Genomic DNA, 16,754 nt, shown 5'->3' on the forward strand with positions numbered 1-16,754 from the left:
CGCGATCTCCCGCGCTTGCAGAGAAATTCCTTCGTTATTCAGGATGTGGTTGTCTTTCTGGAGGGTTTGCACGGAAGCGACGGGACGGTTCTTGTTCGATTTATAGAACGGCGTTACGGTTGAGGGATGGGTCGGGGCCGTCGCGCCGCCGGCCGTTCGTCTGACGTGAGGATGGTTGTCGAGATGACCGCGAAGGAGCGCGCGCTCCCCATCGCCGTGATCGGGGCGGGGTTCAGTGGCACCATGGCCGCGATCCACCTGCTCGAGGCCCTGCCCCGGGACCGCCCGGTGCTGCTCTGCGAGCGCGCGGGCACCTTCGGCCGCGGCCTCGCCTACGGCACGCAGGCCCCGGCCCATCTCCTCAACCTGCGCGCCGCCAATATGAGCGCCTATCCGGACCGGCCGCGGCATTTCGAGGAATGGCTGGCGGCGCTGGCCGCGGGGCCGGACGCGGAGGACGCCGCGACCGTGCAGGCGACGCCGGCCGGCACCTTCGCCCCGCGCGGGCTCTACGGCCGCTACCTGACCGAGCTGCTGCGGCGGGCGGTGACGGAGGACGGGGCGCCCCGGCTCCATCTCGTCAACGACGCGGTGGTCGATCTCGCCCCGGCGTCCCACGGCTACGATCTGCGCACCGAGGGCGGCCAGGTCCACAAAGTCGCTGGGGCCGTGCTCGCCATGGGCAATCTCGCCGGCTCCGGCGGCCCGGAGAGCCGGCATCGGGCCGATCCCTGGGATCCGGAGAGCTTCGGCCGCCTGCATCCCGAGCGCCCGGTCCTGATCGTCGGCACCAGCCTGACCATGGTCGACGCGGTGGCGACCTTGCGCGGGCGCGGCTTTCCCGGCCCGGTCGTGGCCCTCTCCCGCCGGGGGCTGCTGCCGAACGTCCACGCCCCCGCCGCCCCCTGGCCGGTGCCGAATCTCGGGGCGCGCGACCTCGCCTCCCTCACCCGCCTGACCCGGCGGATCCGGGCCGAGGTGGCGCAGGCCCGCGCGGCGGGGCTCGACTGGCGCGGCGTGATCGATTCCCTGCGCCCCGTGACCGACTTCGTCTGGCGCAGCCTGCCCCCGGTGGAGCGGGCCCGCTTCCTGCGCCACCTCCGCCCCTTCTGGGACGTGCACCGCCACCGCATCGCCCCGCCCGCGGCGGAGGCGATCGCCCGGGAGGTCGCGGCCGGGCGCCTCAGCGTGCGGGCGGGCCGGATCCTGTCGATCCGCGACGCGGCGGACGAGGCCGTGGTGACCCTGCAGCCGCGGGGCCGGGCCGGCACGGAGGAGCTCGCGGTCCAGAGCATCCTCGACGCCACCGGCTTCGGCCGGATCGGGCAGACGCAGGACGTGCTGCTGCGCCGCCTCATCGCCCGCGGCCTGGTGCGGCCCGGCCCGTTCGATCTCGGCCTCGACGCCTCGCCGGATTTCGCCACCCTCGGGACCCGCTCGGCCCGGCGGCTCTGGACGCTGGGGCCGCTCCTGCGCGGCGTGCTGTGGGAATGCATCGCCGTGCCCGACATCCGCAACGAGGCGGCCGACCTCGCCGGGCTGGTCGCCGCCGAGTTGCGGCCGGTGCGGGCGGCCTGAGCCGGCGCCGTCCCGTCAGACCTCCGGCAGCGAGCCGGTATGCTCGGCGATGTAGCGGCCGAGGGCGCTCGCGGCGTTGAGCATGTGGGCGCGCATGCGCCGCGCCGCCCGCTCGCCGTCGCCCTCCGCCATCGCCGCCAGGATCTCGCCGTGCTCGGCCCTCGAGATGTGGATGCGGCCGTCCTGGCGCAGCTGCGTCCGCCGGAAGGCCGAGAGCCGGGAGCGGATGCCCAGCGCCTGCTCCGCCAGGAAGCCGTTATGCGTCGCCTTGTAGAGCGTCGCGTGGAAGGTGAGGTTGAGGGCGTCGTAGGCGTCGTAATCGCCCGCCGCGACCAGGGCGGCCGAGGATTCGTGCAATTCGATCAGGCGGCTGCGCTCCAGCACCGTCATGCGGTGGGTGGCGAGCCGGGTGCACATCGCCTCGATCTCGGCGGTGGTCTCGAACATCTCGGCGATGCGCTCCGGCGTCATCCGCGTGACGACGGCGCCCTTGCGCGGGCGCAGCTCCACCAGCCCGCTATAGGCGAGCTGGCGCAACGCCTCCCGCACGGGCGTGCGCGAGGCGCCGTAGCGGTCGCCGAGCTCCTGCTCGTCGAGCGCCGTGCCGGCGGCGAGGCTGCCCGAGGCGATGGCGTCGGTCAGCGCGTTGCGGATCCGGTCCGAGAGGAGCTCGCGCTCCTCGACCCCCTGCTCCTCCATCGCGTCTCCTCCCCGGCGTCCCGCCGCGAAATCAGCGGCCGGCGCCCTCCAACGTCAAGCTTGCTGCGGGCCGCCGGTCGTGCCCGCGCCCGCGGGAGGGCGGGGCGGGGACGAGGACCGGATACGGAATCGCGCCTGATCGGTTTTCGCGTATACGATAATGAAAAATGATGCTTGAAAAAATACGAAACTGCGAAAAAATGCGAGAACCGAATCAATTTTCAGCGCGCAGACGCTGATATTCGGGAGGAGACGCTATGTTGATCCACCGCCGCCACCTTCTCGCGGCCGGTCTGGCCGCCCCTGCCCTGCTCAAGCTGGGCCTCGGCTCCGCCCGCGCGGCGACCACGTTGAAGATTTCGCACCAGTTTCCCGGCGGCTCGGCCGAGGAGGGCGACTTCCGCGACCGCATGTGCCGGAAATTCGCCGCCGCCCTCAAGGAGCGCTCCGGCGGCGCCCTCGACCTGCAGGTCTATCCCGGCTCCTCGCTGATGAAGACCAACGCGCAGTTCAGCGCCATCCGCAAGGGCGCCCTCGACATGACGCTCTATCCCTCGCCCTATGCCGGCGGCGAGGTGCCGGAAATGAATATCGGGCTGATGCCGGCCCTCGTCCCCTCCTACGCCCAGGCGGTGGCCTGGAAGAACGCGCCGGTGGGCCGCAAGCTCGTCGAGATCCTCGACGCCAAGGGCGTCATCCTGGTCTCCTGGGTCTGGCAGGCCGGCGGCGTGGCGAGCCGCGAGCGCCCGCTGCTCACCCCCGACGACGCCAAGGGCATGAAGGTCCGCGGCGGCTCCCGCGAGATGGACCTGATGATGAAGCAGGCCGGCGCGGCGACCCTCTCCCTGCCCTCCAACGAATCCTACGCCGCCATGCAGACCGGCGCCTGCGACGCGGTGCTGACCTCCTCCACCAGCCTGATCTCGTTCCGCCTGGAGGAGATCTCGAAGGCCCTGACCTCGGGGCGCGAGCGCTCCTACTGGTTCATGCTGGAGCCGATCATGATGTCGAAGATCGTGTTCTCTGGCCTGCCCAAGGACCAGCAGGACCTGATCATGGCGGTGGGCGCGGAGCTGGAGCCCTTCGGCCAGGACGGCGCCAAGGCCGACGACAGCAAGGTCGAGGAGGTGTTCGCCAAGGCCGGCGCCAAGGTCGTGCACATGGACGAGGCGACGCTGGGCAAATGGCGCGACATCGCCCGCGAGACCGCCTGGAAGGACTTCGCCAACAAGAACGCGAGTTGCGCCGAGCTCCTGAAACTCGCGGAGAAGGTCGCGTGAGCCACGCCTTCGACGCGGCCTCGGCCGCCGCCGAGCGGCCCGCGGCCGAGGTGCCGCGGATCCCCGGCCCCCTCGGCGTGATCGACCGGGCCACCCGCCGGCTCAACCACGCCATCCTGGTCTGCGGCGGCCTCGCCCTCGTCGGGGCCTGCCTCGTGCTCAGCTACTCGGTGCTGATCCGCTACGTCCTGCACGAGCCGACCGAGTGGCAGGACGAGACGGCCGTGTTCCTGATCGTGGGCGCGACCTTCCTCTCGGCGGCCGGCGTCCAGGCCAAGCGCGGGCACGTCGCCATCGAGGCGCTGACCGGGCTGCTGCCGGCCGCCGCCAACCGGATCCGGCTGCTCCTCGTCGACCTGGTCAGCCTCGCCTTCGTGGCCTTCTTCGCCTGGAAGAGCTGGAGCCTGTTCCACGAGGCCTGGGTCGACGGCCAGATCTCGCAATCGACCTGGGGGCCCCCGCTCTTCATTCCCTATCTGCTGATGGCGGCGGGCATGACCCTGCTCGGCCTGCAATTCGTCCTGCAGATCGCCGAGGCCCTGCTCTACGGGCCGGCCAGCGCCGGCCGGGCGCAGCCGAAGATCGGCATGGGCGCCGACCTCAACACGAACCGCGACGACGTCGCCCCCCTCGATCCTCACGCGCCCCCTTCGGCCCGCACCCCGGGAGCACCTCGATGAGCACCGCCGCGATCGGCTTCCTCTATGCCGGGGCGACGCTCACGGCGATGCTGTCGGGCATCCCCATCGCCTTTGCGCTCGGCTTCGTGGCGCTCGCCTTCATGTATGCGTTCATGCCCGCCGCCTCCCTCGATACGGTGGCGCAGAACGTCTACGAGGAAATGGCCTCGATCACCCTGCTCTCGATCCCGCTCTTCATCCTGAAGGGCGCCGCGATCGGGCGGAGCCGGGCCGGCCAGGACCTCTACTCGGCCATGCATGCCTGGATGCACCGCATCCCGGGGGGCCTCGGCATCGCCAACGTCTTCGCCTGCGCCCTGTTCGCGGCCATGGCGGGCTCCTCGCCGGCCACCTGCTCGGCCATCGGCTCGGCCGGCATCCCGGAGATGCGCAAGCGCGGCTACTCGCCGGGCTTCGCCGCCGGCATCATCGCGGCGGGCGGGACGCTGGGCATCCTGCTGCCGCCCTCGATCACCATGATCCTCTACGCGGTCGCCGCCGAGCAGTCGCTGGGGCGCCTGTTCCTCGCCGGGATCGGGCCGGGCTTCCTGCTGGTGGCGCTCTTCGCCGGCTGGTCGGTGTTCCGCTTCCGCTCGGAATTCGCCGCCGCCAAGCGGGCCTACGAGCGGGACGGCACGCAGCACCCGATCCTGAAGGAGGAGGCCTACAGCATGCGGGAGCGTTTCTCGACGCTGCCGCGGGTGCTGCCCTTCGTGGTCCTGCTCACCGGCGTCATGGTCGCGCTCTATGGCGGCTACGCCACCCCGTCCGAGACGGCGGGCCTCGGCGGCCTCCTCGCCCTGGCGCTCATCGCGGTCATCTACGGCGTCTGGCGCTTCCGCGACCTCGACCCGATCCTGACCGCGACGCTCAGGGAATCGACCATGCTGATGCTGATCATCGGCATGTCGCTCCTCTACGCCTACGTGATGAGCTACCTCCACATCAGCCAGGCGGCGGCCCAGGCCATCGTGGCGATGCAGCTCTCGCCCTGGCTGCTCCTCGCCACCATCCTGGCGCTGGTGATCGCCCTGGGCTTCTTCCTGCCGCCGGTCTCGATCATCCTGATGACGGCGCCGATCATCCTGCCGCCGCTCAAGGCCGCCGGGTTCGACCTCGTCTGGTTCGGCGTGGTGATGACGATCACCATGGAGATGGGCCTGATCCACCCGCCGGTGGGGCTCAACATCTTCGTCATCAAGAACATCGCCCCGGACATCCCGCTCAAGGACATCATCTGGGGCACCCTGCCCTTCGTGATCCTGATGGGGATCGCGATCGTGCTGCTCTGCCTGGTGCCGGGCATCGCCCTCTGGCTGCCCGACCAGCTCCTGCCCTCGACCCGCTGAGCCGGACCGCGATGACGACGCCCCGCCGCGCCCCGAATCCTTCGGAGGCGCGGCGGGTTTTTTCGGGTCCGCCGGGCGCGCCCTCAGCCCCCGACCAGGGCGCGCACCGTCAGGAAGAAGAGCGAGGGGCCGACGAGGCAGCCGATGCCGGTGTGGAAGGTGGCGGTGAGCGCCCCGTAGGGCACGAGCCGCGGGTCGGTGGCCGCGAGCCCGCCGGCCACCCCGCTCACCGTCCCCATCAGCCCGCCATAGGCCATGGCCGAACGCGGGTTGTCGAGGCCGATGAGCCGGGCGACCAGCGGCGTGCCGACCATCACCATCACCGCCTTGGTGACGCCGGTGGCGATGGAGAGCGCCATCACCGTCGAATCCGCCCCGATCGCCGCGCCGGTGACCGGGCCGACGATGTAGGTGACCGCGCCCGCGCCGATCGTCGTGATCGAGACCGCGTCGTGATAGCCGAAGGCGACCGCCGTGAGCGCCCCGACCACGAAGGGCAGCAGCGTGCCCAGCGCCAGGGCGAGGACGCCGAGCAGGCCGGCGCGGCGCGCCTCGACCACGTCCACCTCGAAGGCGGTGGCCACGATGGCGAAGTCGCGCAGCATCGCCCCGCCCATCAGGCCGATCCCGGCCAGGGCCGGGAGGTCGGCGACGCCCTTCTTGCCGCCCGTCTGGAGGCCGGCGAAATAGGCCAGGACCAGCCCGAGCACGATGGCGATGGCCGAGCCGTGCACCCGGCCCGCCGTGAGCCGCCTCGCGAGAACGTTCGAGAACAGCATCAGCGCGCCGACGACGGCGAAGGCCGCCACCAGGCTCTGCTCGACGAAGACGTGCTCGATGCCGTGCCAGATCGAAAGGTCCATGGCGCTCACCCCCTGCGGTGGTCGGCGATGACGGGGCCGGCGGCCGGAGCCGGCTCCGCCTCGCCGCCGATCACGGCGCCGCCGTGCCGGGCCTCGGCGCTCCAGCGGTCGTCCTCGGGCCGGCGCCCGATCCGGCTGATCAGGGCGACGCAGGCGAAGCACAGCACCAGCGAGCCCGTGGCGGCGATGATCACGATCGGGCCGCCGCTCACCGCGGCGACCACGTTCTGCTGCGCGGCCATCGCCACGACGATGGGGATGTACATGCTGGCCCAGAACTCGACGCCGGTGACGACGCCCTTGCCGAGACGGTCGTGCGTCTTGAGCCAGACCCGGGCGGCGATGAGCAGGATCATCGCCAGGCCGACGCCGCCGACATTGGCCTTCACGTGGAGCGCGGCCCCGAGCAGGTCGCCGAGATACACGCCGATCAGCGTGCAGGCCGCGAGCAGGGCGACACCGAGGATGGTCATGCCCGGCCTCCCCGCGCGGGGACGGCCCGCGCATCGGCGACAGGCCGGCGGAGAGGGGGCGCTGCGGCAGGGCGCATCGGACGATTCCTTCCTGTTTCGCCGTTATGGATCGGCTTCGTTGTCAGTATGCAGAATATTGACAAATCCGCAAACAAGAATACCAATATCGGTCATGATGGCGATAACGGATACGTGATCGGCCATTCTCCGCCGATGCGGATACGGACGGGCGAAGGAAGCTTCCATGAGCGACTGGCGCGGGGAGAAACGGGCCCGGGAGGAGCGGATCGCGGCGGGCCGCCCCCACGCGACGGGCAAGGTCGTGGCCGCCGGGGCCGTGATCGACCTGCTCGAAGCGGTGCTGCGCCCCGGCGACCGGGTCTGCCTGGAGGGCGACAACCAGAAGCAGGCGGATTGCCTCGCCCGCGGGCTGGCGGCCTGCGACCCGGCCAAGATCCACGACCTGCACATGGTCCAGTCGGGCATCGTGCTGCCCGAGCATCTCGACGTGTTCGAGACGGGCATCGCCCGGCGCCTCGACTATTCCTATTCCGGCCCCCAGGGCGGGCGGATCGCGAGGATGCTCTATGGCGGGCAGATCGAGCTCGGCGCGGTGCACACCTATCTGGAGCTCTTCGCCCGCTACTTCGTCGACCTGACGCCAAACGTCGCCCTGATCGCCGGCGTCTCCGCCGACCGGGAGGGCAACCTGTATACGGGGCCCAACACCGAGGACACGCCGACGGTGGTGGAGGCGACCGCCTTCAAGAACGGCGTCGTGATCGCGCAGGTCAACGAGATCGTCGCGCGCGTGCCCCGGGTCGACATCCCCGGCGACCGGGTCGACTTCGTGGTCGCGGCCGACAAGCCCTTCTACGTGGAGCCGCTCTTCACCCGCGATCCCGCGGCGATGACCGAGACGCAGATCCTGATGGCCATGATGGCGATCAAGGGGATCTACGCCGAATACGGCATCCGCCGGCTCAACCACGGCATCGGCTTCGGCACGGCGGCGATCGAATTGCTGCTGCCGACCTATGGCGAGCGCCTCGGCCTGAAGGGAAAGATCGCCACCCACTGGGCGCTCAACCCGCACCCGACCCTGATCCCGGCGATCGAATCGGGCTGGGTCTCCCAGGTGCATTGCTTCGGCTCGGAAGTCGGCATGGACCGCTACATCCGCGAGCGGCCGGACGTGTTCTTCACCGGGGCGGACGGCTCCCTGCGCTCGAACCGCGCCTTCTGCCAGACCGCCGGCCTCTATGCCTGCGACCTCTTCATCGGCTCGACCCTGCAGATCGACCTGATGGGCCATTCCTCCACCGTCACGCAGAACCGGGTGGCCGGCTTCGGCGGCGCGCCGAACATGGGCTCGGACCCGCATGGCCGCCGCCATCCCTCCGACACCTGGATGAAGGCGGGCCGCGAGGCGCAGGGGGGCGGCGACCCGCTGCTGATGCGCGGGCGCAAGCTCGTGGTGCAGCTGGTCGAGACCTTCGGCGACAAGCTGGTCCCGACCTTCGTCGAGCGCCTCGACGCGATGGAGCTCGCGAAGAAGACCGGGCTCGAGCTCGCCCCGGTCATGGTCTATGCCGACGACGTCACCCACATCGTCACCGAGGAGGGCATCGCCAACCTCCTGCTCTGCCGCGACGCGGACGAGCGCGAGCAGGCGATCCGCGGGGTGGCCGGCTACACCGAGATCGGCCGGGGCCGCAACCGGGCCAAGGTCGAGGCGCTGCGGTCCCGCGGCATCGTGCGCCGGCCGGAGGATCTCGGCATCGAGCCCCTCGACGCCGACCGCTCCCTGCTCGCCGCCAAGTCGATCAAGGACCTCGTGCACTGGTCGGGCGGCCTCTACGACCCGCCCGCGAAGTTCCGGAACTGGTGAGCCCGCCGCCTCCCCGTGCGGGGGAGGCGCGCCGGTCCCCGCGGAGATCCCCATGGAATCCCTGACCTTCCGCCACACCACGAAGACGCCGCTGCCCGGCTCGGTGCCGCACGCCATCACCGGCGTGGTCGCCTCCGGCAATCTGGAGATCCTGCTGGAGCGGGTGCTGCCGCCCGATGCCTGCGAGGTCGTGATCGAGACCCCGATCGCCGGCTACGGCGCGGTCTGGGAGGCGGTGGTGGCCGATTTCGTGGCCCGGACCCAGCCCGGCGGCCTGCGCATCAGCATCAATGACGGGGGCGCGCGCCCCGACACCGTGTCCCTGCGCCTGCTCCAGGGCGCCCGGCTGATGGAGGCCTGACATGGCCGCGAGCACCGATCCGAGCGCCCTGAGCTGGTACGAGGCGAGCGCCCGCCAGCGCGTCGCGGCGCTCACCGATCCCGGCAGCTTCGCCGAGATCCTCGGGCCGACCGAGCGGCGCATGAGCCCGCACCTGCCCCTCTTCGACCTGCCGCGGGCCTTCGACGACGGCATCGTGGTCGGCCGCGCCGCCCTCGCCGGCAAGCCGGTCCTCGTCGCCGCGCAGGAGGGCCGCTTCATGGGCGGCGCCTTCGGCGAGGTGCACGGCGCCAAGCTGATCGGGCTTCTCCGCGCGGCGTTGAGCGTGAAGCCCGCCGCCGTGCTGATCTTGTTTGACACCGGCGGCGTGCGCCTGCAGGAGGCCAATGCTGGCGAGACCGCCATTGCCGAGGCCATGCGGGCGATCGTGGCGGTGCGCGCCGCCGGCATCCCGGTGATCGGCCTGATCGGCGGCCGCGCCGGCTGCTACGGCGGCGGCGGCCTCATCGCCGGGACCTGCTCGCGGCTCGCCGTCTCCGAGAGCGGGCGCATCTCGGTCTCCGGGCCGGAGGTGATCGAGACCAACAGGGGCGCCGAGGAGTTCGATTCCCGCGACCGGGCGCTGGTCTGGCGCACCATGGGCGGCAAGCACCGCCGTCTCATCGGCGGGGCCGACGCCTTCGCCGAGGACAGCGTCGCCGCCTTCCGCGCCGCCGCCCTCGACCTGATCGCCCGCGCCCCCGCCTTCGACCTCGACACGCTGGAGGCCGAGCAGGCGCGGCTCGAAGCCCGGGTGGCGCGCTTCGGCGATTGCCGCGACGCCACGGAGGTCTGGGCGCGCCTCGGCGTCAACGATCCCGATGCCGTGCCGGCCATGACCGCGGCCGCCTTCGCGCAGACCGTGGCCCGCGTGCAGGAGGCCGACCATGACGCTCGCTGAGATCCTCGCCGCCCTCTTCCCGGAGGGCCATGCGGTGGTGGTCGCGGACGGCCTCGTCACGGGCCGCGGGCCCTTCGACGGGGCCGAGGCCGTGGTCGTCGGCATCGACGGCGACACGCCCCTGGGCGTCGAGGGCGCGCTGGCGCTCTCCCGCGCCGTGCTCGACGCGGTGCGGACCGGGGGCGGCGCGCCGATCCTGGTTCTGGTCGATTCCGACAGCCAGCGCATGAGCCGGCGCGACGAGCTGCTCGGCCTCAACGAATGCCTCGCCCATCTCGCCAAGGCGCTGCTGCTGGCCGACCGCTCCGGCCATCCGACCTTCGGTCTGATCTATGGCCACTCGGCCGCCGGCGCCTTCATCGCCACCGCCCTGGCCACCCGCGTGCTCGCCGCCCTGCCCGGGGCCAATCCGAGCGTGATGGATCTGCCTTCCGTCGCCCGGGTCACCAAGCTGCCGCTGGAGACTTTGGAGGACATGGCGAAGTCGACCCCGGTCTTCGCGCCGGGCCTCGACAACATGGTCGCCGCCGGTGCCGTGCATGCGGTGCTCGATCCCGGCCAGCCCCTGGCGCCGCAGATCCGCACCCTGCTCGCGGATCTGCCCCGGGACGACATCCGCGACCGGCTCGGGGCCGAGCGGGGCGGGCGCCCCGTGGCGGAGGCGATCGCCGCGCAGGTGGCCCGCGAGGCGCGGGGTGGCTGAGGCGCCGGCCTGCCGGCGCCACGACCTCGTCCGGGTCGTGCCGGCGGCCTGGGACGACCTCCTGCGCGCCCGGCCCGATCTCCACGGATCGGACCTCCTCGCCGGATGGGCGGAAGCGGGGCATCCGCTGATCGTGCGGCGCTACCATCCCGGCGAGGCGCGGGACGCGGTGCCCCTCGGCCTGCCCCTGCCTCCATCCGCGGGCAAGCGCCGGATCGGCCTCGCCCTGCCGGCGGCGGTTCTGGCGCCCTGCCCGGCCCCGGAGCTCGCGGCGGTGACGGAGGTGGCGCCGGCCGCCTGGCGGGGCGCGTTCGCGGATCTCCTGCGGCTCGGCGAGCGCTTCGGGCTGAGTCCGCGCCCCTTCGGCAGCCTGCTCTGGCAGGCCCTGACCGGCCTGCCCTATCTGAGCGACGCCTCGGATCTCGACCTGCTCTGGCCCGTTTCCGGCCCGGTGCCGCCGGGCTTCCTCGCCGGCCTGTCCGCCTTGGCCGAGACGGCGCCGATGCGCCTCGACGGCGAGATCGTCTTCCCGGACGGCGCCGGGGTGCAGTGGCGCGAGCTTCTCCCGGGCACCGGCGAGGCGATCCTCAAATCCCTCGACCGGCTGGAACTGAGGCGTGTCGACGCCCTGCTGGCCACCGCCTCGGAGGAGCGGGCGGCATGAGTGCGGCCCTCCCCCTCCGTTGTGTCGCTCCCCGCCCCCTGCCCTGCCGGGCCGAGGCCATCGCGGCGCAGGCGGTGGCGGCCTTGCGGCTCGAAGTCGCCACCTATCCGAAGCCCGGCCTCGTCAGCCATGTCGACAGCGGCAGCCACGACGACATGGACGCGGCGAGCTTCGCCGCGAGCGCGGCGGCGTTGGAACCCTTCTTCGCGGATCTGGCCCGGGCCGGCGCGGAGGGGCGCGACATGGACCATCTGCGCGGAATCGGGCTCGCGGCGGAGGCCGCCATGCGGGCGGCGACGGGGGGCGTGAACACCCATCGCGGCGCGATCTTCGGCCTCGGCCTCCTCGTCTCCGCCGCCGGGGCGCTCGGGGCCGGGGCGAAGCCGCTCCCGCCGGGGTCGCTCGGGGCGCATGTCCGGGCGCGGCACGCGAAAAAGATCCTCGACGGGCCGGTGCTGCTGCATGCGCCGGGGGCCCGGGCGCGGCGGCGCCACGGCGTCGGCGGCGCGCCGGCGGAGGCGGCGGCGGGCTTTCCGACGCTCTATCGCGTCGGCCTGCCGGCCCTGCGGCGCGGCGCGCGGCTGCGGCCCGGCGACGCCGAGGCGGCCCGGGTCGAGGCCTGCCTCGCCCTGGTCGCGGCCCTGGAGGACACCAACCTGCTCCATCGCGGGGGCGCGGACGGCTATCGCTTCGCCCGGGCCGCGGCGGCCGCCTTCCTCGCCCGCGGCGGGGTGGGGCAGGCCGGCTGGCGCGGGGCGGCGGAAGCGCTGCACCATGCCTTCGTCGCCCGCCGGCTGAGCCCGGGCGGGGCGGCGGACCTGCTGGCGATGAGCCTGTTCGTGCAGGGCCTCGAGGCCGCGGCATGACCCTGGCCGTGCTGCTCTCGGGCCAGGGCGGCCAGCATCCGGGCATGTTCGACCTCACGGCGGACCTGCCGGCGGCGCAGGCGGTGTTCCAGGCGGCCCGGCCGCTCCTCGGCGGCACCGACCCGCGCGACCTAGTGAAGGCCGCCGGCGCCGACCTGCATGGCAACCGCACCGGCCAGATCCTGTGCTGCGTCGCGGCGCTTGCCGGCTGGGCGCTGGTCGCCTCCGCGAAGCCCGGCCGCGCGGTGGTGGCCGGCTACAGCATCGGCGATCTCGCCGCCTGGGGCGTCGCCGGGCGGCTGGCGCCGGAGACTGTGCTGCGCCTCGCGGCCGCCCGGGCCGAGGCGATGGATGCGGCCTCCGGCGAAGGCTTCGGCCTCGCGGGCATCCGCGGCCTCCGGCTCGACGCCCTCGACGCCCTGGCGGCCCGGCATGGCGGCCATCTCGCGATCCGGAATGCAATCGACAGTGGTGTCGTCGGCGGGGCCCGGGCGGCCCTCGAAACGCTCTGCACGGAGGCGATCCAGGCCGGGGCGCAGCGCGCCGTGGTGCTGCCGGTGCACACCCCCTCGCACACGCCCCGGCTCGCGGCGGCGGCGGACGCGTTCCGCGCGGCGCTCGCGGAGGCGACGCCACTGCGGCCGCCGCCGGGGGCGCCGCGGCTGATCGCCGGGCTCGACGGGGCGGCGGTGTTCGATGCCGCGGCCGGGCGGGACAAGCTCGCGGACCAGATCGCCCGGACCATCGACTGGGCGGCCTGCCTCGACGCCTGCCGGGAATTCGGCGCCGAGACGGTGCTCGAGCTCGGGCCGGGCCACGCCCTGGCGACCATGGCCCGGGATGCCCTCCCCGGCGCCCAGGTCCACGCCCTCGACGACTTCCGTTCCGCGCCGGGCCTCGTCCGCTGGGTCGCGGGCCGGGCGCAGGCCTGACCCACCGGAGATCCGGCGCCCGGCTTCGCAGGCGCAAGGGCCGGTGTTTCAACCCTCACGCGAGATTGCCGAATGATCCCGAAATCCTTGCCGTATGCTCCCGTATGCCCTTGATATCTATGGCATAAATGTGACTTGACCGCCACGCGCGCGGATAACCTTCGCCGCGCCCGGCCGCGGAGGCCGAAATCCAAGCGTGACCATATTGTGCCGCACGGCCGAGTTGCGTCAGACAGGCCGAGGACAGCCGGAACAACAACGGCAACAACGAATCTCTTGGGTCGGGAATCTATGCGCGCGCTCCGTCGCAGCCTCATCGCCTCCGTTGCGCTCTTGCCGGGCGCTGCCCTGGCGCAGCCGGCCACAACGCTCGACGAGATCAGCGTCGTCGCGACCACCCCGGTCGGCGTGGCCGGCGCCGGCCTCGGGCCGCGCCTGGCGCCCGCCACCCAGCTCCCCACGGTGGCCGAGCCGCGGCTGCGCGGGGGCGCCCAGCCGCTCTACAAGATCCCGAGCACCGTCGAGACGGTGACGGCGGCCGATCTGGAGTTCGACCGGGCCACCTTCAACACCATCGAGACGCTCGGCCGGCGCGTGCCCGGCCTCAACCTCTCGGACTCGCAGGGCAACAACAACCGCATCGACATCAACTATCGCGGCTTCCAGGCCTCGCCGGTCACCGGCGTGCCGCAGGGGCTGGCCGTCTACCAGAACGGCGTGCGCATCAACGAGGCCTTCGGCGACACGGTCAATCTCGACCTGATCCCGCAGGTCGCGATCCAGCGCATCGACGTCGTCACCGGCAACCCGGTCTTCGGCCTCAACGCCCTGGGCGGCGCCATCAACATCCAGATGAAGAACGGCTTCACCTGGCAGGGCACCGAGATCTCGGCCCTAGGCGGCTCGGATGGCCGCATCGCCGGCTCGCTCCAGTACGGCACCATGATCGGCCCATGGAGCTTCTACTTCGCCGGCGAGGGCCTGAACGACCGCGGCTGGCGCTACCAGAGCCCGAGCACGATCGGCCGCGTCTATGCCGATCTCGGCTACCGGACGCTCGACTCCGAGTTCCACCTCGTCGGCCAGCTCGCGCGCACCTATTTCGGCGCCGCCGCGGCGACCCCGGTCGACTTCACGCACACCGACGACCGGGCGATCTTCACCTACCCGCAGACCACCACCACGCAGCTGGGCACGATCCAGCTCACCGGCCGCGTCGACATCTCCCCGACCTGGGATCTCGCCGGCAACGCCTATTTCCGCCGCTTCAGCCAGAACTACGTCGACGGCAACGACGGCAACTTCGAGAATTGCAGCACGCGTTCGAGCTTCCGCGGGCGCCTCTGCTTCGAGGATGACGGCTTCGACCCGGCCCCGGGCCAGTCGCAGCTCGACTTCCGGAACCAGTTCCTGATGCTCGGCCGCGGCACCGCCGCCAACGGCATCCCGTTCACGGCGGGCGTGCCCTACGGCACCATCGACATCACCAAGACCGAGGCGACCGGCTATGGCGGCTCGCTCCAGGCGGCCAACCGCGACAAGGTCTTCGGCTTCAACAACAGCTTCGTGGTCGGCGGCTCGATCGACGTCGCCAATTACAGCTTCAAGTCGTCGAGCACCCTCGGGGTGATCAATCCCGACCTGGCGGTGACCACCGATCCGAACAACCCCTATTACGGGTTCGTCCCGGGGCTGGGCACGCAGTTCCTGCGGACCGCCGCCGCCCTCGGCATCGCGCCGAGCTCGGTCCAGGGCTCCAACCTCTATATGGGCCTCTACACCTCCGACACGATCGACCTGACGGACGCCCTCTCGCTGACCGCCGGGGCGCGCCTCAACTTCGCGCGCATCTCCAGCGAGGATCAGACCGGCTTCTCGCCGGACGTGACGGGCACGCATTACTTCAACAAGATCAACCCGCTCGCGGGCCTGACCTACCGCTTCGCCCCCGAGCTGGCGCTCTACGGCGGCTATTCCGAATCGAACCGCGCCCCGACCCCGCTGGAGCTCGCCTGCGCCAATCCCGACCGGCCCTGCCTGCTGCCGAACTCCCTGGTCGCCGATCCGCCGCTCAAGCAGGTCACCGCCCAGACCTACGAGGTCGGCTTCCGCGGCTCGCTGGCGAACTTCTACGACGGCGGCCTCGTGAACTATAAGATCGGCGCCTTCCGCACCGACCTGACCAACGACATCCTGCAGCTCGCCACCCCCGGCAACGCGGCCCGCGGCTACTTCGTCAACGTTCCCGCCACCCGCCGCCAGGGAGTCGAGGTCAGCGCCGAGTACGTGTCCGACTGGCTGACGGTCTACGCGAACTACGCGCTGATCGATGCCACCTTCCGGTTCAACGGCACGCTCTCCTCGCCGAACAACCCGCTCTCGGACGACGGCGCCATCTTCGTCGTGCCGGGCAACAAGGTGCCGCTGATCCCGGATCACCAGTTCAAGGTCGGCTTCGACGTCGAGGTGCTGCCGCATTGGCGCGTCGGCATGGCCCTCCAGGCCTTCTCCTCGGCCTATTACCGGGGCGACGAGTCGAACCTGAACCCCAAGCTGCCCGCCTATTACGTGCTGAACCTGAACACGAGCTACCAGGTCAACAAGAACCTCCAGCTGTTCGGCTACGTGACCAACCTGACCAACAACCGCTACGCGACGTTCGGCACCTTCGCCGAGGCCGGTGCGGTGGCCGGCAACTACGTGATCAACGACCCGCGCACCACGACGCTGGCGCAGCCGCTCTCGGTCTATGGCGGCTTCCGCTACGCCTTCGACGTGCCGCCGCCCGCCCCGCCGGTGGAGCCGCTGGTCCGCAAGTTCTGAGAAACGGGCGCCGGCGAACCCGGCGCCTGCCACGACCCTCCGCGCGCGCGGCTCGTCTGATGGCGGGCCGCGCGTCTGCGTTTCGAGGGGGGCTTCGGGTGGCGCGGCGCGCGACGGGCGGGATGGCCGCGCCGGGGGCCGGGCGGTCATGGGGCTTCCGTTCGATCGCTTCGGGGTGGCGGCCGTCTCGGGGCGCCGTCCTAGCCGCCCGTGCGCGCGCGAAGCCGGCCGGGGGCCGCGCCCTGTCCTGAGAAAGGCCGCGCCGCGGGGGCGCTCGCCCGCACGCAAAGTTTCGCCGCCGCACCTTCCCGGAGAGAGGGTGCTGGCGGCGTGTTTTCAGGTCCGGCGATATGCGCCCGGCAGGCGCCTCAGGCCTTCTCGGGGGCGGTCTCGTCCGGCTCGAAGAGCTGAACCGGATGGCCCGGCATGATTGTCGAGATCGCGTGCTTGTAGACGAGCTGCGAATGGCCGTCCCGGCGCAGAAGCACGCAGAAGTTGTCGAACCAGGTCACAACGCCCTGGAGCTTCACGCCGTTGACGAGGAAGATCGTCAGCGGGATCTTGTTCTTGCGAACATGGTTCAGGAACGTGTCCTGCAGGTTCTGAGCGCGTTCGCCCGCCATTTCTTGTTATCCTTGCACCAGCCGCCCGCCGGATCTGGCGGGTTCTTGTC

16 protein-coding genes are annotated in these 16,754 nt (G+C 71.7%); 12 read left to right on the plus strand and 4 right to left on the minus strand.

Features of this window, described 5'->3' with window-relative positions; translation table 11 throughout:
- Positions 1-183 precede the first annotated feature (183 nt).
- Positions 184-1,578 carry an FAD/NAD(P)-binding protein gene (locus MMB17_RS21200; protein WP_241100185.1) on the plus strand — a complete coding sequence of 465 codons (1,395 nt, stop codon included), beginning with the start codon at positions 184-186 and terminating at the stop codon, positions 1,576-1,578.
- A gap of 15 nt (positions 1,579-1,593) precedes the next feature.
- Here MMB17_RS21200 and MMB17_RS21205 read toward each other — a convergent pair whose 3' ends face one another.
- Entirely contained in the window at positions 1,594-2,277 is a 684-nt protein-coding gene (locus MMB17_RS21205) for a GntR family transcriptional regulator (RefSeq protein WP_241100186.1), read from the minus strand.
- Positions 2,278-2,534: 257 nt separating this feature from the next.
- Between MMB17_RS21205 and dctP the strand changes: the two genes are divergently transcribed.
- Genes dctP through MMB17_RS21220 form a run of 3 tightly spaced genes read left to right on the plus strand, consistent with a single transcriptional unit; the run spans position 2,535 to position 5,586 of the window.
- The gene (gene dctP, locus MMB17_RS21210) at positions 2,535-3,557 is read left to right on the plus strand and encodes a TRAP transporter substrate-binding protein DctP (protein ID WP_238310709.1); all 1,023 of its coding nucleotides are present in this window, start codon (positions 2,535-2,537) and stop codon (positions 3,555-3,557) included.
- Entirely contained in the window at positions 3,554-4,237 is a 684-nt protein-coding gene (locus MMB17_RS21215) for a TRAP transporter small permease (protein WP_238310708.1), read from the plus strand. Before dctP ends, MMB17_RS21215 begins: the two co-directional genes overlap by 4 nt.
- Positions 4,234-5,586 carry a TRAP transporter large permease gene (locus tag MMB17_RS21220; protein ID WP_241100187.1) on the plus strand — a complete coding sequence of 451 codons (1,353 nt, stop codon included), beginning with the start codon at positions 4,234-4,236 and terminating at the stop codon, positions 5,584-5,586. Before MMB17_RS21215 ends, MMB17_RS21220 begins: the two co-directional genes overlap by 4 nt.
- An 83-nt stretch (positions 5,587-5,669) precedes the next feature.
- Here the strand turns inward: MMB17_RS21220 and madM are convergent, their stop codons facing one another.
- Both madM and madL read right to left on the minus strand, forming a co-directional pair.
- On the minus strand, positions 5,670-6,437 hold the full coding sequence (madM, locus tag MMB17_RS21225; protein ID WP_238310915.1) for a malonate transporter subunit MadM: 768 nt from the start codon (positions 6,435-6,437) through the stop codon (positions 5,670-5,672).
- Between the two features lie 17 nt (positions 6,438-6,454).
- A complete protein-coding gene (madL, locus tag MMB17_RS21230; RefSeq protein WP_241100188.1) occupies positions 6,455-6,922 on the minus strand; it encodes a malonate transporter subunit MadL in 468 nt (155 codons plus the stop codon).
- A gap of 244 nt (positions 6,923-7,166) precedes the next feature.
- Here madL and mdcA point away from each other — a divergent pair, with 244 nt between their 5' ends.
- The 8 genes from mdcA to MMB17_RS21270 all read left to right on the plus strand — a co-directional run bounded on the left by mdcA (position 7,167) and on the right by MMB17_RS21270 (position 16,081).
- Entirely contained in the window at positions 7,167-8,813 is a 1,647-nt protein-coding gene (gene mdcA, locus MMB17_RS21235; RefSeq protein ID WP_241100189.1) for a malonate decarboxylase subunit alpha, read from the plus strand.
- Positions 8,814-8,865: 52 nt separating this feature from the next.
- Entirely contained in the window at positions 8,866-9,174 is a 309-nt protein-coding gene (gene mdcC / locus MMB17_RS21240; RefSeq protein ID WP_238310704.1) for a malonate decarboxylase acyl carrier protein, read from the plus strand.
- Position 9,175: 1 nt separating this feature from the next.
- Complete coding sequence (locus tag MMB17_RS21245) at positions 9,176-10,093, plus strand: biotin-independent malonate decarboxylase subunit beta (protein WP_238310703.1); 918 nt, start codon at positions 9,176-9,178, stop codon at positions 10,091-10,093.
- Entirely contained in the window at positions 10,080-10,796 is a 717-nt protein-coding gene (mdcE, locus tag MMB17_RS21250; protein WP_241100190.1) for a biotin-independent malonate decarboxylase subunit gamma, read from the plus strand. The genes MMB17_RS21245 and mdcE overlap by 14 nt, the downstream gene beginning before the upstream one ends.
- Positions 10,789-11,460, plus strand: a complete 672-nt coding sequence (mdcG, locus tag MMB17_RS21255) for a malonate decarboxylase holo-[acyl-carrier-protein] synthase (protein WP_241100191.1) — start codon at positions 10,789-10,791, stop codon at positions 11,458-11,460. Before mdcE ends, mdcG begins: the two co-directional genes overlap by 8 nt.
- Complete coding sequence (mdcB, locus tag MMB17_RS21260) at positions 11,457-12,326, plus strand: triphosphoribosyl-dephospho-CoA synthase MdcB (protein ID WP_241100192.1); 870 nt, start codon at positions 11,457-11,459, stop codon at positions 12,324-12,326. The genes mdcG and mdcB overlap by 4 nt, the downstream gene beginning before the upstream one ends.
- On the plus strand, positions 12,323-13,258 hold the full coding sequence (locus tag MMB17_RS21265) for an acyltransferase domain-containing protein (protein WP_241100193.1): 936 nt from the start codon (positions 12,323-12,325) through the stop codon (positions 13,256-13,258). Before mdcB ends, MMB17_RS21265 begins: the two co-directional genes overlap by 4 nt.
- A gap of 291 nt (positions 13,259-13,549) precedes the next feature.
- On the plus strand, positions 13,550-16,081 hold the full coding sequence (locus MMB17_RS21270; RefSeq protein WP_241100194.1) for a TonB-dependent receptor family protein: 2,532 nt from the start codon (positions 13,550-13,552) through the stop codon (positions 16,079-16,081).
- A gap of 368 nt (positions 16,082-16,449) precedes the next feature.
- Here MMB17_RS21270 and hfq read toward each other — a convergent pair whose 3' ends face one another.
- Positions 16,450-16,704, minus strand: a complete 255-nt coding sequence (gene hfq / locus MMB17_RS21275) for an RNA chaperone Hfq (protein ID WP_003600267.1) — start codon at positions 16,702-16,704, stop codon at positions 16,450-16,452.
- Positions 16,705-16,754: the final 50 nt, after the last annotated feature.

The organism is Methylobacterium organophilum, from assembly GCF_022533465.1.
In the GTDB taxonomy this organism is placed as follows: domain Bacteria; phylum Pseudomonadota; class Alphaproteobacteria; order Rhizobiales; family Beijerinckiaceae; genus Methylobacterium; species Methylobacterium organophilum.

Coding starts and splice junctions, on each gene's coding strand:
- MMB17_RS21200 (WP_241100185.1), top strand. CDS start 184: ATGACCGCGAAGGAGCGCGCGCTCCCCATCGCCGTGATCGGGGCGGGG.
- MMB17_RS21205 (WP_241100186.1), bottom strand. CDS start 2,277: ATGGAGGAGCAGGGGGTCGAGGAGCGCGAGCTCCTCTCGGACCGGATC.
- dctP (WP_238310709.1), top strand. CDS start 2,535: ATGTTGATCCACCGCCGCCACCTTCTCGCGGCCGGTCTGGCCGCCCCT.
- MMB17_RS21220 (WP_241100187.1), top strand. CDS start 4,234: ATGAGCACCGCCGCGATCGGCTTCCTCTATGCCGGGGCGACGCTCACG.
- madL (WP_241100188.1), bottom strand. CDS start 6,922: ATGACCATCCTCGGTGTCGCCCTGCTCGCGGCCTGCACGCTGATCGGC.
- mdcA (WP_241100189.1), top strand. CDS start 7,167: ATGAGCGACTGGCGCGGGGAGAAACGGGCCCGGGAGGAGCGGATCGCG.
- mdcC (WP_238310704.1), top strand. CDS start 8,866: ATGGAATCCCTGACCTTCCGCCACACCACGAAGACGCCGCTGCCCGGC.
- MMB17_RS21245 (WP_238310703.1), top strand. CDS start 9,176: ATGGCCGCGAGCACCGATCCGAGCGCCCTGAGCTGGTACGAGGCGAGC.
- mdcE (WP_241100190.1), top strand. CDS start 10,080: ATGACGCTCGCTGAGATCCTCGCCGCCCTCTTCCCGGAGGGCCATGCG.
- mdcB (WP_241100192.1), top strand. CDS start 11,457: ATGAGTGCGGCCCTCCCCCTCCGTTGTGTCGCTCCCCGCCCCCTGCCC.
- MMB17_RS21265 (WP_241100193.1), top strand. CDS start 12,323: ATGACCCTGGCCGTGCTGCTCTCGGGCCAGGGCGGCCAGCATCCGGGC.
- MMB17_RS21270 (WP_241100194.1), top strand. CDS start 13,550: ATGCGCGCGCTCCGTCGCAGCCTCATCGCCTCCGTTGCGCTCTTGCCG.
- hfq (WP_003600267.1), bottom strand. CDS start 16,704: ATGGCGGGCGAACGCGCTCAGAACCTGCAGGACACGTTCCTGAACCAT.